The following is a 15,156-nucleotide window of genomic DNA, read 5'->3' on the forward strand; positions in this document are numbered from 1 at the left end:
CAACGAGCATACGACCCAGACGACCCGGACCATCTGCGTTTATCGCCCGAGTCTCCCGCGTCCACGCTCGACCACGTCACGATAGAGCGCCTCGATCGTCCGAACGGCCCCTTCGTTGTCAAAGCGGATCGCATCCTCGGTCGCCGCCTGCCCCATTCGCTTCCGTCGCTCCGGGTCGGCGGCCAGCTCCTCGAGCGCCCGTGCGAAGAGGTCGGGCCTCGACTTCGGAACGAGGGTGCCCTCGTCGCCGTTCCGGATGAGTGCGGGGATCCCACCGACCTCGGTGGCCACGACGGGGAGCCCGAGCGCCATGGCCTCCATGATGACGAGCGGGAGGCCTTCCCAATGCGAGGCCAGCGCGAAGATATCGCAGGCCGACATGAAGCGCGGTGCGTCCTCGACGGCGCCGAGCAGGACCAGACGCCCCCCGAGACCGGCGCTCTTCGCCAGAGCAAGCATCTCGTCGTCCAGCGTCCCGCGTCCCGCAACGGTGAACCGTACGTTCTCCATCCGGGAGGCAACTTGCTTGGCGGCCTCGATCAGATCGGGGTACGCCTTCTGTGCGGTCACGTTGGCGACCGTGCCGACGAGGATCTCCTCGGGGCCGACCCCCAGCTCCTCGCGCACCGTTTCGCGCCACCGGCGCTCTGCCCGCACGTGGGACACCGGTATCCCGTGAACAAGCACCTCCACGTGCCTGCGCGAGCGACGAGGGATCGACTCGGCCACCGCATCCGAGACCGCAAGGTGCGCAGCGTCGAGCCGGAACGTCGCGGCGTTGGCCATGCGCGTCAACCGGTTGTGTCCCGACCAGGGCAAGTGCTCGGTCGAGACCGTCCGCGGCCGGACGCGGCGCGGGAGCGAACGAACAACCAAACGCGCCGCGGCAGCGACCAGCGGCGAGTGGACGTGCACCACGTCCACCGGATTCGCGATCAGATAGCGGCGCAGCTTCAAGGCCCAGCGGAAGTCGGCATGCTTCTCCGACGAGAAGAGATGGACGGGTACGCCTTCCGCTCGGAGGTCGTCCGCGAGCCAGTCTCGCGATCCGAGGAGGAACCCGACCTCGCATTCGAACGCATCACGGTCGCGGAGACGCGCGGCTTGGTAGAGCAGCATCTCGGCCCCGCCGCGCCCGAGCCCCTTGATGAGCCAGAGAACTCGGATGCGCGAGCCTCCGCTCTCCCGAGTGTCCGTCTCGGCAGGGAGGGGCTCACCGCCCCCGCCGGCAGGATGCGTACGGGTCATGTCGATTGCGCCATCTTCGACTCGACGAGCTTCACGATCGACGAGAGCGTCTCGAAATTGTCCGGGACGATCTCGTCGTCGACGATCTCGACACCGAATTCGCTCTCGATGAACGTGACGATCGACAGCATCCCGAGCGAATCGATCACATGCGTCGAGATGAGTGGTGCATCAGTTCCGACGGCGTCCGCCGGAGCCTGGAGCTCGTCGACGAGGTAGGTGCGCAACTGCCCTTCGATGTCCATCAACCTCTCCTTCTTGAGGACTTCGCGGCCGGCTCGGCATGCTGCCGCCGGACGCGTCCCGACTCGGTGGGCGCTGTTGCCAGAGCGCCCCCGCGCCGGAACCAGATCACGGTCGTCTGATCGCGTAGCGTACGGTAGTGTGCCCCGACCGTCCGCTTGAGCAGGCGGCTCGGACGCTCCCAGGTCGGCATGTAGCGGTAGCGGAGACGGGCCGGGATCGGCACGTGCTCGAGCCCGACCCGCTCACCGAGCTTGATGATCGAGCGGTGCGTGAACGCGTTGATGTGCTGCAACGGGAACACGTCGTTCAGCGGGTTGCCCTTCTTGAGCCAGTCCCCCCGCTTCAGGTGACGCTTGACCCGCATCGAGTTCGGCACGCTGATCTTGAGGATCCCGCCCGGAGCAAGCACCTGCGAGAGCTGCACCGCGGTTTCGTACGGCTCGGGGAGATGCTCGAACACCTGCTCGGTGTTGATGAAGTCGAATGAGAGCTCATTCATCTTTTCGACGTCGATCACCTGTAGACCTTGCTCCGATGCGCGGGTGTTCCGCGAGGCTGCGGGCTCCAGGCCGTACACGTCGACCGCGAAGGCGCGAGCCATCTCGACCCAGAATCCCCAGCCCATCCCGTAGTCGAGGAAGCGCAAGCTCTCGGGCTCGCGCTTCATGAAGTCGAGCACGCCCATGATCTCGAGCGCGTAGCGGCCGCGGGCCCGGATGATGCCCTTCGAGCGACGGTCCCAAGCCTTGTCCGGATCCACCCAGCGCTCGTACGCGATCTCCGATAGGTACTCGTCGGGGATGTCGCGCTGGAAGATCAGGGCGCACGATCGGCATTCGAGCAGGACATACTCGGCGCCCTCGAGCAGATCGAATTCGACCATCCCGCGAGGCGCCTGACGCTTCTCGAGCCACGACCTGATCGGAGGCTCGGTGTAGCTGCCGTGGAACAGCTCGCGATGGTCGACGGAGCCGCACACGGGGCAGCTCTTTCGCTCGACGAAGTGTGGATTACTCACGGTTCCTCCTTCAAAAAGCCTGATCTTCGGCGGGGTCATCGTCCCGGGCGGCCGGCGACTTGGCGACCTACAATATGAGCTCCGAGCGGCCGGGACCCCGGTCCGTCGGTTCCAGACACGAAGGGGATGCTTTGCGCGCGAACCACCTGAGCGGTCCGGGTCCGGCGCCTCGCCGGCGTCGCCTGCGCCTTGTGCTTGCGTTGCTCGCATCGCTCGTCGTATGGGCTTCCGTCCCCTCACCGGGAAGCGCTGCGTCGTACGGAACCGGAACCTTCACGATCCTTTCGACGGGTGGGGGCGGCTGCCCCGACGGTTACAACTGCACCACGTTCCGGGTCACGTGCTCGCAGACCAAGCAGGCGGCCGAGGGACGCCTGGCGACGCGAGCGGCATCGGGCACGCCGCGCGGGCTCGTCATGTTCTTCACCGTCACCGGCGGAACGTCGTGGACCACCGTCAAAGCGTCCGCCGATTCCGCCCTCGATGATCTGCGCAGCGCGGGGTTCGAGATCGTCCAGGTCAAGTGGGACGAAGCCTGGCTCGACGCCGCTCCCGGCGAGACGGCGGCGGGACCGGCGAAGCTCGCCTGTCGCTCGGCCACGGTTATCAAGTGGGTGCACGGCCATCTGTACAACGGCTCGTCGCAGCCGACGGGCAACTGTGGCTTCTGCGTCACCGGCGAGAGCGGGGGCGCCTCGCAGATCTCGTACTCGCTGTCGCACTACGGGCTGTCCGGGATCATCGATGCCGCGATCCCGGTTTCCGGTCCGCCCCACGCCGCGTTGGTGAAGGGGTGCACAGATGAGTTCCGGGAGTACACCTGGCCGTCTCACACGGCCAAGACCATGGACAACTCCTATGGCTACTTCGGCGGAGGTGGCCCCTGCGAGCAGCACGACGCGAGCTACGTCGGCAAGTGGACCGCCGACGGCGTGGACACGGGCGGCTCGGACTACTCCTATCCGTCCACGCGGGTCACCTTCCTGTTGGGGACCGCCGACGGAACCGCGGCTCCGAGACACGGCCTCGACTACGCCGACAAGCTCGAGAACTCCGGGACGCCGAACGTCAAGGTCAACATCATCGACGGCATGCCGCACTCCGCCTGGGATGCGCCCGTCGGGGTCGCGGCGGTGAAGGCTGCGATCATGGGACAGTCGAACATCCCCGGAACCGTCCCCTCACTGCCGCAGGGATCCACCGGCTCCGGTGGCGGCCGGCGTCCGGGACGCGGCGGGAGCTCCACGTCCACGCCCACCCCGACCCCGATCCCCTCGGTGACCTCGAGCCCGACCACGTCCGCCAGCCCGACGGATTCGGGCCTTGCGCTCCCGCCCTCGGATCAGCCCGAGGTGTTTCCGTGGCTGATCGCCGTCGCCGGCGGAGCCGCCGCGGCCGGACTCACATACTGGCTGTTGCGACGTCGGACCCGGCAGCCGCCGGATCCCGGCGAGCCCGCATAGGCCTTCGCTCAGCGAGGACCCTTCACGCGCTTTCGTCCGGTCAGCCGGTTCCGGCCGCGAGCCATGCGCCACCCGCGCCGGAAACCCTCAGACGCGATCCGCGCGCCGGTTCGAAGCTTCGCGTCGAGCGTGATCTCGGGGAAGGCTCGCTCGTAACCGAGCTCGGTGAGAAGCTCTCCCCCGATCGTCTCGAAGATCCGCACGTCGCCGGGTGCCATCTCCTGTCGCCAGTCGCGCAGCCCCTTCGTCGGCGGCAGCGCGAGGTTTCGATGATGGTTCGGCGTGTCCTTGCCGGCGTGGAGCTCGGCGGTGCGCTCGTAGTAGCGGAGCATCGACTCTTCGAACGGCACCTCGAGGAACGTACAGAGATCCCGCGTGACGGTCTCGGGGTCCTCGAGCAGCCTCTCGTAGTGAACCTCGCGGTACCGGCTCGGTCCCAAACGGGCGCCCTCGACCCTTCCGCTGCGCACGTGACGCTTCCAGCGCAATGCGGCGGCCTCGACCGTGGACGGACCGAACGTCACGTTCAGGTAGGAGAGCGCGACGTCGCGCCCGTCGCGAAGGATGTGCACGAAGCGCGCGTCGGGGAATAGTTTGCCGAGGGTCCCGATCTCGCGGACGTGAACCGGCGACTTGTTGCCGTAGCGAGGTTTCCCCTCGCGGGTGGCGCTCAGTTGGAAGATCCGACGGATGGCTTCCGCATAGTCCGCCGGGGGCCTGGCGCGCAGATCGTTCCGGATGTCCTCGATGCCGATCACCCAGCGCTTGAAGTCGTACTGGCTCGCCAGGTCGTCGACGAAAGCGTCGACGGCGAACCCATCCCGCTGCTCGTAGCGGGGTCGCCGGTCGGCGAGGTACAGGATGAAGTGCGTGTCGTAGGGGACGTTCATCTCGTGGTGGGAATCGAAGATCGCGCGCAGCAACGACGTGCCCGACCGGCCGCAGCCGACGAAGAACGGGAACGGCGGCAACGCGACCCCCGAGCCGGAGGCGACGGATGGGCTGGTGGTGGTCATGCCGTTTTCTCCTGTGAGGCGCCGACCGCGCCGTCCACCGGTCGCGCCGTGATCGTGCTGCCGAGCTTCGAGCGCACGTGATCCGAAAGACGTGAAGCGAGGGCCATGATCGTCAGCGTCGGGTTCGCCGAGCCGCCGGTTGGGAAGACCGAGCTTCCGGCGACGTACAGATTCTCGATGCCGTGAACGCGGCACGACCCGTCCACCACCGACGTCTTGGTGTTCGTCCCCATCCGCGTCGTGCCGATGTGGTGCGCCGCGTCGTTGGCCACCGGCCACCCGTCCTCGGCATCGGAAAGCAGCGGCGTGCGGAGGCGGCCCATGCCGCGCCGGCGAAGCGCCCCGTCGAGCGTCTCGTGCAGGACCCGAAGGCTCCGGCGGTCGCGCTCCGAGAGCGTCCAGGCAACGCGGGCGAGGGGGTTCCCGAACTGGTCTCGTCGCTCCGACAGGGTCACCGCGTTCGTGTAGCGCGGCTCCTGCTCCATGAAGTTCTCGATCGCGAGCGTCTGGACGCTGCCGCGCCCGTAGCGCTTGAACGCGAAGTAACGCGCCACGTCCGGGACGCCGGTGACGAGCGAACGAAGGAGCGACCGGTCGCGCAGCGCCGCAGCGCGCCGCCGGTAGAGGTTCCGTATCGCCGCGACCGCTGCCCCGCCGTAGATCGGGTTCAGGTTCACGTACGAGTTCAGCACCTGCCTCTCGGCCTGCTCCGCCGGCGAGAAGCCGACGCCCAGTCGGAACCGGACGGCGCCCGATCGCTTGCCGGACCAGTACGCGGGCGACAGAGCCGACAGGGCCGGCGACGCCTCGACGATCCCCGAGGGGCCGCGGGGATGATCCATGTAGTAGCGGCCGACGAGGCCCCCGTCGTTCCCGACACCCGCCGGGGTTCGCGACCTCGAGGCGAGGAGCAGCCGGGCGTTCTCGATCCCACCGCACGCGAGGATCACGATCGCCGGACGGATCGAGAATCTCCGGCCGTTCACGGTCGCCACGGCGAGCCGGTCCACGCGACCGTTCTCGTCCAGGCAAACCTCGGTGATGTTCGCGTGCAGCAAGGTCGAGACGTTGGACGCACCGGCGATGGAGCGACGATAGTGCGCGCCGAAGTTCAGCGCGTCCCGCGTCCAGAAGAACGCCTTGTGCTCGAGGCCGTCGCCGACGAGCCTCGGACGCCTGCCGCCGAACGCGGTCGCGGCATCGAACCGAGTCAGATCCGGGATCCTCAGCAGATCGCACGCGCGTCGGTAAAAGGGAAGCAGGTCGGAGCGGCTCACCGGCCACCCGGACCCCGGGAGCCAATCGCGGGCGACGAAGTCCGATTCGTCGAGGAGCGCGACCTTCCCCCACCACGAGTTGGTCGTTCCGCCGAAGCGCCGCTCGCGAGATGTGACGGGTACCGCCATGTCGGTGGACTCGAACTCGTTCAGCGCCTCGGTGGCCGGCTCCGGCTTGAGCCCGCCCGCCTCGACGACGAGCACTCGGCGGCCCGTGCTTCTTAGCTCGGCCGCGCAGGTCACGCCGGCCGCTCCGGTTCCGACGATGCAGACATCGGTTTCGAGGACCGCCCCGTCCTCGACCGTGCGCGCGTCGCGGAACACGGCTACGCGCTCCCGCGGCGACGGCGGACCCGAGCGGCGGCGCGGAGAGCCCCGCCGAACAGCGAGCGCCGCCCGGGAAGCCTGATGTCGAAGAACGCCGGAAGTCGCTCCGCCAGCCGCATGCACTGGTGATCGTAGATCGCGTCCCACGGATCGTAGGAGACTCCCGAGCGCTCGTCGTGCACGCCCGCGAGAAGCTCCATGACCGCGCGGATCTTGAACTGGTTGTCGAGCGTCGGTTCGGGGATCCCCGTTCGAGGAACGTTATCGAAGAAGCGCTGATCGAGCTCGGAGCCGACCTGCTCTCCCCGCACCGTGAGACCTCGATAGATCCCATCCTCCACCAGATAGCCGATCTCGATGGCGTCGGAACGCTCGGTCCGGTAGTCCACGATCGCGCCTCGCTCCCCAACCACCAACACCCGGCCGTTCCCGTGGATGTGGGGCTGCACCACGCTCGCCCGCACCCCGCCGGCGAAGCGGAAGCGGGTCTCGCTCCATCTCGGGTTCCAGCGGCTCATCGTGATCCGGGACGGCTTCCGCATCCCGGTGAGATATCGCATCGATGCCAGCGCGTGGTTGCGCCATCCGCTGTGGAACAGCTGCACCGACCGCACCTTGCCGACGGCCCCTTCGTCGATCAGCCGCTTCGCGGCGGCGATCGGCGGAAGCGCGATCGAGTCTTCCGTACACACCACGCGGCGGAAGCGCTCGAACCACCGCGTCGCACCCAGATCGCCTGGGTCGAGCACCGGCGTATCGAGCATCAGCGCCATGTGGCCGGTGTCGAAGCGGGAGAGTTTCCGGAGCACCGAGGGTACCGACGCGCGCGTGACGGCGACCATCACCGTGTCGATCGAAGAGAGATCGTAGGCGTCCGGCCCGGTCTCGGTCTGAACGGTGAACTCCCCGCCGTAGAACGAGATCTTCCGGCTCGAGCGCGCCCAGACCCCGGCGATCTCGGCGGAGTCGCCGAGACCGAGCAATGCCGGAACGATCGTTTCCTCGACCCGCTTCCCGGCGCCGACGACCAGCACACGGCGAGGATCCGCCTGCGATCCCACGACGGTCACTCCGCCCCGGCTTGACGCGCCGCGCGCGATGTCCCGGTGCGGCCCCAGCCGATGAGCTCACGCCCAAGCCAGGCGGCCAGAGCGCGGTTGTCCTCGGCGAACCGCTCGTCGAGCTCGCGGCGGACGTCCTCATCCATGGGCGGATAACGGACGTCCTTGCGATTGAAGCGGCGCGCCACGCGGCGGAGCGGATCGGGCAGCGCGCGGGAAACCTTCGCGAGAGCCTTCGAGCGATACTCGGCGTGGCTGTTGAGCGCGTGCTCCGCGTTCGTGGGCACGAACGTCTCGTCGATACCGAGGAAGCGGAAGAGCGATCGATACGTCTCGGCCGGCGTCCGGTTCAGGTCCTCGAGGAGCAGGACGTGCAAGGCGTCGCGCGGGAACAGCTCGCATACCCGGAGCAGCTGCGACAGGTAGCGTCCGCGCTCCACGTAGTCGAATGTCCGCCGGTCGGGCGTGTTCGCAGGACGGCCGGCCTCGGCGGCGAGCGCTTCGCGGAACGGCAGCGGCTCGAAGCCGAGCATCCGGTTGTACCAGTAGTGCGAGTACGCACGAGAGGCGGGATCCCGCAGCACGGCGATCAGCCTCGTCCCGGGAACGGTTGCCGCGAGTCGCTCCATCGCATCCCGGTAGACGATGTAGATCGGTGTCGCCTCACCCAAGACCGCGCCGGGTTCGGCACTTCGGAACTGCTCGCGGTACCAGTCCGTGCCACGATCGAATTTCCAATCGAAGAAATGCAGCTCCTTCTTCGCGGGCATGAACACGCCGGGGTGGGCGCCGACGGCACGCGCAAGCGTCGTGGAGCCGGCCCGCATCGCGCCGATGATGACGAAGTCGGGCAGCCGCCCCGAATTCGACGCCGACCCGCTTGCCATCACGCCTCCCGCCGATCCCTTACTCCGTCGCCGGCTGAACCGCGGCCAGCTTCGGCGATGCCGGGACCACGACGCGGTCGAGCCACTTCTCGATGAGATCCATGGTCTCTTCTTGCGTCTGGATGTTGGGGAAGCCGTGCGCCATCCGCTCGTAACGATGGAGTTGGATCTGTTCCTCCCCACGCTTCAGCAGCTTCCCGAGCTTCCCGGCGCGCGCTCGGTCGAAGTCACTGGCGAGACACTCGGTCCCGAACGCGATCAAGATCGGGATGCGGCGATCGATGACGCCCGAGAGGAACTTCATGTAGGACGGGCTCGCCTGGCCCCACGGCAGGTCCGCTTCGCCGGCGGTCTTGCGCTTGAGCTTGGCGCGGATGATGTGCAGATAGCGCCGACGGTGCCGAGGGATGAAGATCCCCCGCAGGACCGTCTTCCGTGCGGCGCGCTTCACGAACTTCCCCGCCGTCAGCTCCGAGCGGTTCTTTACCGCGAGCTCGAAGTGGTTGTAGTCCATCACCGGAACCACCATGAGCCCGAGGCCCAGGAGTTCGGGGATCTCCGGGGTCGTAGCCAGGCAGGTGCGGCCGCCGAAGCAGTGCCCGAGCAGGACGAACTTGTCTTGTCCCTGCTCGCGAAGCCAGCCCATCGCCGCGCGGAGATCCTGCACCCAGGGCCGGCCCAGCTTGCTCTCTTCGAAGTCGCCGGTGCTCTCTCCGACGCCGTGGAAGTCCATGCGGAACACGTGATAGCCCTGGGCCGCGAGCCGCCGCGCGAGCTTCACAGACAAACGGTTCCGCGTGATCGAGAGGCTGAAGACGCCGCCGAGCAGCAGGACAACACAGACCCCGTTGGGCTTCACGCTCGGGCGGGTCATGATTCCGAAGATGCTGTTTCCTTCGGCGGGGATGAAGACGGGGATCTCGTCGTAGGTCGTGGCTTGCGTCGTCATCTCCCCTCCTGCGCCAAGCGTTCGGATATCCACGGAACGATCGCATCGCCGATCTCGGGGATGAGGTGGCGGCGGGTGTCGTGGAACCACCAGGCGATCTCATCCGAAACGAGCTTCCCGTCGGTCTCGCAGCCCACGGCCGCGAGTCCGTCGAGGAAGCGCTGATACTCGGGGCTGATCGTCTTGCGCTTCGCGACCTCGACGAGCTGGACGGGCCGCGGGGCGGGCCCGAGCTCATCGGTCAGCTTGCGCGTCCTCAGGTTCTGGTAGATCGGCTCGGTGAGCGTGTAGCCAAGGACGTCCACCGAACGCTCCCGCTCGAGCACGACGAACATGTCCTCAGGGGGGCCATCCTCGGCCGAGCGGCCTTCCTCGTTCATCAAACTGATCTTCCGGGCCCGGCCCATCTCCTTGAAGAGCTTCTCGAGATCCAGCACGGGTTGGATGACCGAGAGCGGCATCCCCGGCTGCCCCGACACGATCGAGGCGCCCACCACCGCGCCAACGCGGGTGCCGATCACGCCGATCCGTTCGAAGCCGGTCTCCGTTCGGAGATGGTCGGCGACCATCCGAGCGTCGTCGACCAGGCCCTCGTAGGTGATGTCCTCGGCTTCACCGTCGCTGTGACCCGTCCCCCGGTAATGGAACCGGCGAACCGCGAAACCCTCCGCCGCGAGCAGCCGACAGAGCCAGACCTCCTCCTGGTAGCCGGAAAGCAGCTCGGCGAGGATCGAGGAACAGAGCAGAACCGCCCCCTTCGCTTGACCGGTCGGGGCGTGCAACGTCGAAAAGATCCGTTCCGGGCCCGACCCGACGAACTCGATGTCCTCACGGACGCCGGCCTTCGCATCGACCCGGGAGGTCCGGGGAGGTGCAACGGCCTGCTCGTCACTCATCGTTGGTTCCTCCTTGCGACGATCTCGTGGCACAACGTCTCGCTCGAGCGCTCAGCTCCGGGTTGCCGACCGCGCGGTGGTCTTCTTCGGCCGCGGTTGAGCGACGTCCGGCTCCACCCTGCGGCCGAGCTTTCCGCGCCAGGCGTCGGCGCAGGCGCGCGCGTTCAGCGCGAGCGCGCGCGAAGCCGCGCGCGGTGCGAGCGGAAGGTTCACGAGCGGCTTGACCAGCCCGCGCGAGAACGTGATGCGCATCGCGGCACGCCTTCGCCCGTTCGCCCGCATGATGTAGACCGCGTTGCGGAGGCTGTAATAGCTCCGCCAGTTCGGCGTTAGGACGCGCCAGTGCTCCTCTTGGATGACGTCCGGGCGCGCGGTTGCGCCACGACGGGCGCGCCACCGCGCCCCATGCGCGTAGAGCGCGTACCCCTTGCGCTGGAGCCGGAGCCCGATATCGAGTTCCTCGTGGCTGAAGAACAGCGGCGGTGAGAACGTTCCGGCGTCCCGAAGCGCCCCGACCCGGTAGAGCGGAAGCGCGTTGCCGGCGATGTAGTCCACGCGAACGACGTCTTCGATCTCGCGGGTCGGTACGCGGACAAGCAGTCCGCGACGGGTGTCGAAACGGGCCCCGCGCATCCCGACGGCGGCCGTGCGCGAGTCCCGCGCGACCATCTCCTCGGCGAAGCGGAGCAGATCTCCGAAGATGTCGAGCTCTTCGGGAGGGTCGTCGTCGTCGAGCACGACGACCCAGTCGCCGTCGCCCGCTCCTTCGAACATGCGGTCGATCCCTGCCGCGAGACCGCCGGGGAAGCCGACGTTCTCCGGCATGGGGAGGTAGTCGGCCGGCTCCCGCGACGCTCCTCGGGCCGCGGCGACGATCGCCTCGGTCTCGGGTGTCGGGCCGTTGTCGACCACGATGAGCCGGTCGAGCGGCCGTTCCTGAGCGGCCAAAAGGCCGAGGCTCCGCTCCAGATCCTTCGGCCGCCGGTAGGTGACAAGGACGCCGAGAAGGAGCGGTTGGTTCAACCCCCGCTCCTATCAACCGTGTCGACCGGCCGGACGGCATCGCCGCGGTGCCCGTTCATCGGCGCCACGATCCATTCCGCGTCGACGTGCACGGGAGAGAGCCGGACGATCGAATGGAAGACCGGATCGAGCTCCTGGCCCTCGACTTCGAATTTCGCGACGGGATGCCAGGGGAGCACATCGCGGCCCGTACGCCACACCGCGGCCCAGACGAAGTAGCGGCCGCGCGGCAAAGGGATCCTCGGGATGCGGCAGCGTACCTCTGCGGTGCCGGAGCTGAGGTCGACGCCGTGACGGAGGGCGAAGATAGGGTTCGCCGTGCCCTCGGTGACGCCGACGACCACCTGCGCCTGGCCGTCGCCGCCGGACACGTTCTTCCCCACGACGACACGGATCTCCATCGGCTCCTGCGTCCGCGGCCAGCCGCCTTGCTCGGTACGGACGCCGGCTTCGATGATCTGGAAGTCGCCGCCTCGGGGAGAGGTGAACTCCGCGAACTCCTCGACCTGACGGCGATAGGCTCCCAACACTTCCGGCGTCGGGCCGTCCGCCTGCATCGCGCCGCGGTGGAGCCAGATGGTCCGTTCGCAGGTCGCCTCGACGGTCGCGAGGTCGTGGGAGACGAACAAGAGTGTGGCGCCCTGGGTCAGCACGGCCCGCATCCGGTCGAGACACCGCTGCTGGAAAGCGGCGTCGCCGACGGCGAGGATCTCGTCCACGATCAGCAGATCCGGGTCGAGGAAGGCCGCGATCGCGAACCCGAGCCGCATCTGCATCCCGCTCGAGAAGTGCTTCATCTGCCGGTCGACGGCGGCCTCGATCTCGGCGAACTCGACGATCTCATCGAACCGCTTGGCGACCGCTTTGCGGGTGAGGCCGAGCAGCGTCCCGTAGACGAAGATGTTCTCGCGACCCGTGAGATCGGGGTGGAGGCCCGCACGAACCTCGATCAGCGCGCCGACGCGTCCCGAGACCTCGACCTTGCCCGAGTACGGGTACATCACGCCGGAGAGCACGCGCAGCAGCGTCGTCTTGCCCGAGCCGTTCGCGCCCACGATGCCGAGCGACTTTCCCGGCGCGAGCGAAAAGTTGATGTCGCGAAGGGCCCACGTCCACCCAGGATCGCGCCCTTTCATCTTCGCGCGCAGGCGGCGGATCTGATCCTTCATGAGGGCGCCCTTGCGGTCGGCCCGGAACCGCTTCCAGATCTCCGAAACCTCGATCGAACCCTCAGGCAACATCGGCGATCCCCGTCTCGAGCTTCTTGAACAGGAGGTATCCGAGCACCAGCACCGCGATCGAACTTCCTGCGGCGGGAAGGAACGTCTGCCAGTCAGGAGGCAGCCCCAAGAGGACCGTTCGCCGGTAGCCGTCGATGACCGGCGCCAGCGGGTTCACGTAGCCGTAGATCTCTCGGATGGAGGGCGGCACGGTCTCCATGCCGTACGCGACGGGGGTCGCGAAGAGGCCGAGCTGCAGGAAAAGAGGAAGCGCGTGCCGCAGATCGCGAACGTAGACCATAGCCGAGGACACGATCAGCACGATTCCGATCGTGAAAGCGAATTGCACCATCAGGATCATGGGAACCCAGTAGGAGGTTCCATGAGGCACGAACCCGTAGATGATGAAGAGCACGGCCAGCGCGACGGTGGCCAGGATCATGTCCACGGTGGCGACCACGACGGTCGCGAGCGGGAACACCTCCCGCGGGCAAGCCACCTTCTTCAAGATCGGAACGTTCATGATCAGCGCCTGGCCCCCGTTGGAGACCGAGGCCGAGAAAAGCGTCCACGGGAGGAGGCCGATGTAGGTGAAGAGCGGGTAGGGGATAGAACGGCCGGTCACATCCACGCCCGTGTCGATGTTCGCGACACGCTTGAGGAACAGCGAGAAAACCACCATCAGCGCGATCGGCGTGATCAGCGACCACGCGAAGCCGAAGTTGGCCTGCTTGTAGCGGGCGCGCAGGTCTCGCTCGGCGAGAGCAAGGATCAGCTCACGCCGTTTCACCAGCGCCTTCAGTGAGGAGAAGAAGCGGATGTAATGTCGGTAGCGCGCTCCGCTCGGGGGCGCCTCCGGCACCGGAGGTGCGATCGTCGTCAACGTTTTCTCCTGTGATCGAGACGTTGGTTCATCAGAGCCCGAGCATCCGGGCCGCGATGTTTCGTTGGATGTCCGAGGTCCCCGAGTAGAGCCTGCTGCCGAACGCGTCGCGCACCTCACGCTCCAGCTCGTACTCGGTCATGTAGCCGTACCCGCCGTGGATCTGGAGCGCGTCCATGGAGGACGCCAGGAAAGACTCGCTCAGATGGAGCTTGACCAGAGCGGAATCGAGCGCCGAGGCCTTCCCTCGCCCCATCGACCAGCCGAGCCGATAGAGCAGCAGACGCGCCGTGTCGAGCCGCAACTTCATCTCGACGATCCGGTGCGAGATCGCTTGGAACTTTCCGATCGGCTGGCCGTACTGCTTCCGCTCCCGCGCGTAGACGATGGAACGCTCGAGCTGGCGCTCCATCGAGCCGACCGTGCTCGCGAGGATGCAGCTCCGCTCCCACTCCATCGCGGAGGTGAACAAAGCCATGCCGCCGCCGCGCTTACCGAGGAGCCTGCTTTCGGGCACCTCGAGGTCGTTGAAGAACAGTTCCGACATCGGCGAGGTACGCAGGCCCATCTTCTTGATCGGCTCGCCGACCTCGAGGCCCGGGTCGCCGCGCTCCAGCAAGAACGCGCACAGTCCCGCGAAGCCCAGGCTCTTGTCGGTGGTTGCGAACACGACGAACACGCCGGCGACCGGTGCGTTGGTCACGAAGGTCTTCGATCCGTTGAGGACGTAGCGATCGCCGCGCAGCTCCGCCTTGGTGCTGAGCGCGAAGGCATCCGAGCCGGAACCCGGCTCGCTCATGCCGTGCGCCGCGATCATCGACCCGTCGCACAACGCGGGAAGATAGCGCTGCTTCTGTTCCTCGGTGCCGAATCTCAAGATGGGGATCTCGCAGGCCCACATCTGCGCGTTGAGCGAGAAGAGCAGCCCGTTGTCCGAGCAGCCGTAGCCGAGCGCTTCCATCGCCAGCATGACCGTGAGCGGGTCCGCCCCTTGGCCGCCGTATTCCTTCGGGATCGGCAAGCCCTGGATGCCGAACTCGGCACACCGCTGCCACGCCTTCGCGTCGAACGCGCCGTCCGTATCGCGGTCGATGAGGTCCTCACCCAGCTCGCGTTGAGCGAAGCGGATGACCTCGTCGCGGAAGACTCCCTGTTCCTCTGAGAGCTCGAAATCCATCGTCTTCAAGACTCCTCGACGCGGCCGAGACGAATAAGAAGGGGGCGGCGCCCGAGGCGCTGCCCCATATCGAGGACCGCCGGCGGGAGAATCCTAGGCGACTTCCTCGGCCTCTTGCCCCAGTTCTACGATCTTCTGGACGGCACGCGCCCTCAACCGATGGCATTGTCGCTGAGACACCCCGATCGTGCGGGAGATGTCCGAAACGCCCAGCTGGGCGACGTACCAAAGGAACAGGACCCTGCGGTCTCGATCCTCGAGGTGGAAGACGCGCCGGCAGAGTTCCGACCGCTCGTCGAGGGTCTCGATCACGCCGGGGTGGAGTCCGTCGCCGATGGTCGTGCCCCGACGGGCTCCGCCGACCAGGAGCACGGAAGCGCTCGCGGGTTGCCACCAGTCCGTATACGTGACCATGCAGCGGATCACGTCGGTAGGGGATGCGAGCATAGAACCAGCGGTCATCTT

General features: G+C 67.2%; 15 protein-coding genes. 1 reads left to right on the plus strand and 14 read right to left on the minus strand.

Annotated elements, in window-relative coordinates; translation table 11 throughout:
• Positions 1–39 precede the first annotated feature (39 nt).
• The 3 genes from WEB06_14045 to WEB06_14055 are packed head-to-tail and all read right to left on the minus strand — an operon-like array spanning position 40 to position 2,512.
• Complete coding sequence (locus tag WEB06_14045) at positions 40–1,248, minus strand: glycosyltransferase (protein MEX2556733.1); 1,209 nt, start codon at positions 1,246–1,248, stop codon at positions 40–42.
• Positions 1,245–1,493: an acyl carrier protein gene (locus WEB06_14050; protein MEX2556734.1), complete on the minus strand. Its 249-nt coding sequence runs from the start codon at positions 1,491–1,493 to the stop codon at positions 1,245–1,247. The genes WEB06_14045 and WEB06_14050 overlap by 4 nt, the downstream gene beginning before the upstream one ends.
• Complete coding sequence (locus WEB06_14055) at positions 1,493–2,512, minus strand: class I SAM-dependent methyltransferase (protein MEX2556735.1); 1,020 nt, start codon at positions 2,510–2,512, stop codon at positions 1,493–1,495. The genes WEB06_14050 and WEB06_14055 overlap by 1 nt, the downstream gene beginning before the upstream one ends.
• 131 nt (positions 2,513–2,643) lie before the next feature.
• Here WEB06_14055 and WEB06_14060 point away from each other — a divergent pair, with 131 nt between their 5' ends.
• Positions 2,644–3,975 (plus strand): hypothetical protein, encoded by a 1,332-nt coding sequence (locus tag WEB06_14060; protein ID MEX2556736.1) that lies wholly within the window; start codon positions 2,644–2,646, stop codon positions 3,973–3,975.
• A gap of 8 nt (positions 3,976–3,983) precedes the next feature.
• Here WEB06_14060 and WEB06_14065 read toward each other — a convergent pair whose 3' ends face one another.
• The 11 genes from WEB06_14065 to WEB06_14115 all read right to left on the minus strand — a co-directional run bounded on the left by WEB06_14065 (position 3,984) and on the right by WEB06_14115 (position 15,153).
• A complete protein-coding gene (locus tag WEB06_14065) occupies positions 3,984–4,991 on the minus strand; it encodes a sulfotransferase (protein MEX2556737.1) in 1,008 nt (335 codons plus the stop codon).
• Positions 4,988–6,592, minus strand: a complete 1,605-nt coding sequence (locus tag WEB06_14070; protein ID MEX2556738.1) for a GMC family oxidoreductase — start codon at positions 6,590–6,592, stop codon at positions 4,988–4,990. Before WEB06_14070 ends, WEB06_14065 begins: the two co-directional genes overlap by 4 nt.
• Positions 6,593–6,594: 2 nt before the next feature.
• Positions 6,595–7,656 (minus strand): hypothetical protein, encoded by a 1,062-nt coding sequence (locus tag WEB06_14075; protein ID MEX2556739.1) that lies wholly within the window; start codon positions 7,654–7,656, stop codon positions 6,595–6,597.
• Positions 7,657–7,661: 5 nt separating this feature from the next.
• Positions 7,662–8,543 carry a sulfotransferase domain-containing protein gene (locus WEB06_14080; GenBank protein ID MEX2556740.1) on the minus strand — a complete coding sequence of 294 codons (882 nt, stop codon included), beginning with the start codon at positions 8,541–8,543 and terminating at the stop codon, positions 7,662–7,664.
• 19 nt (positions 8,544–8,562) lie between these two features.
• On the minus strand, positions 8,563–9,492 hold the full coding sequence (locus tag WEB06_14085) for an alpha/beta hydrolase (protein ID MEX2556741.1): 930 nt from the start codon (positions 9,490–9,492) through the stop codon (positions 8,563–8,565).
• Positions 9,489–10,388 (minus strand): alpha/beta hydrolase, encoded by a 900-nt coding sequence (locus tag WEB06_14090; GenBank protein MEX2556742.1) that lies wholly within the window; start codon positions 10,386–10,388, stop codon positions 9,489–9,491. The genes WEB06_14085 and WEB06_14090 overlap by 4 nt, the downstream gene beginning before the upstream one ends.
• A gap of 51 nt (positions 10,389–10,439) precedes the next feature.
• Entirely contained in the window at positions 10,440–11,411 is a 972-nt protein-coding gene (locus tag WEB06_14095; protein ID MEX2556743.1) for a glycosyltransferase, read from the minus strand.
• The gene (locus WEB06_14100; protein MEX2556744.1) at positions 11,408–12,652 is read right to left on the minus strand and encodes an ABC transporter ATP-binding protein; all 1,245 of its coding nucleotides are present in this window, start codon (positions 12,650–12,652) and stop codon (positions 11,408–11,410) included. Before WEB06_14100 ends, WEB06_14095 begins: the two co-directional genes overlap by 4 nt.
• On the minus strand, positions 12,642–13,514 hold the full coding sequence (locus WEB06_14105; protein ID MEX2556745.1) for an ABC transporter permease: 873 nt from the start codon (positions 13,512–13,514) through the stop codon (positions 12,642–12,644). The genes WEB06_14100 and WEB06_14105 overlap by 11 nt, the downstream gene beginning before the upstream one ends.
• Positions 13,515–13,545: 31 nt before the next feature.
• A complete protein-coding gene (locus WEB06_14110) occupies positions 13,546–14,691 on the minus strand; it encodes an acyl-CoA dehydrogenase family protein (GenBank protein MEX2556746.1) in 1,146 nt (381 codons plus the stop codon).
• A gap of 93 nt (positions 14,692–14,784) precedes the next feature.
• Positions 14,785–15,153 carry a hypothetical protein gene (locus tag WEB06_14115; GenBank protein ID MEX2556747.1) on the minus strand — a complete coding sequence of 123 codons (369 nt, stop codon included), beginning with the start codon at positions 15,151–15,153 and terminating at the stop codon, positions 14,785–14,787.
• Positions 15,154–15,156: the final 3 nt, after the last annotated feature.

It is taken from the genome of Actinomycetota bacterium (assembly GCA_040905475.1).
Lineage (GTDB): Bacteria > Actinomycetota > AC-67 > AC-67 > AC-67 > DATFGK01.

Excerpts from the sequence above, each read along its gene's own strand:
- WEB06_14045 (MEX2556733.1), bottom strand. The coding sequence starts at position 1,248 with ATGACCCGTACGCATCCTGCCGGCGGGGGCGGTGAGCCCCTCCCTGCC.
- WEB06_14050 (MEX2556734.1), bottom strand. The coding sequence starts at position 1,493 with ATGGACATCGAAGGGCAGTTGCGCACCTACCTCGTCGACGAGCTCCAG.
- WEB06_14065 (MEX2556737.1), bottom strand. The coding sequence starts at position 4,991 with ATGACCACCACCAGCCCATCCGTCGCCTCCGGCTCGGGGGTCGCGTTG.
- WEB06_14080 (MEX2556740.1), bottom strand. The coding sequence starts at position 8,543 with ATGGCAAGCGGGTCGGCGTCGAATTCGGGGCGGCTGCCCGACTTCGTC.
- WEB06_14085 (MEX2556741.1), bottom strand. The coding sequence starts at position 9,492 with ATGACGACGCAAGCCACGACCTACGACGAGATCCCCGTCTTCATCCCC.
- WEB06_14090 (MEX2556742.1), bottom strand. The coding sequence starts at position 10,388 with ATGAGTGACGAGCAGGCCGTTGCACCTCCCCGGACCTCCCGGGTCGAT.
- WEB06_14100 (MEX2556744.1), bottom strand. The coding sequence starts at position 12,652 with ATGTTGCCTGAGGGTTCGATCGAGGTTTCGGAGATCTGGAAGCGGTTC.
- WEB06_14110 (MEX2556746.1), bottom strand. The coding sequence starts at position 14,691 with ATGGATTTCGAGCTCTCAGAGGAACAGGGAGTCTTCCGCGACGAGGTC.
- WEB06_14115 (MEX2556747.1), bottom strand. The coding sequence starts at position 15,153 with ATGACCGCTGGTTCTATGCTCGCATCCCCTACCGACGTGATCCGCTGC.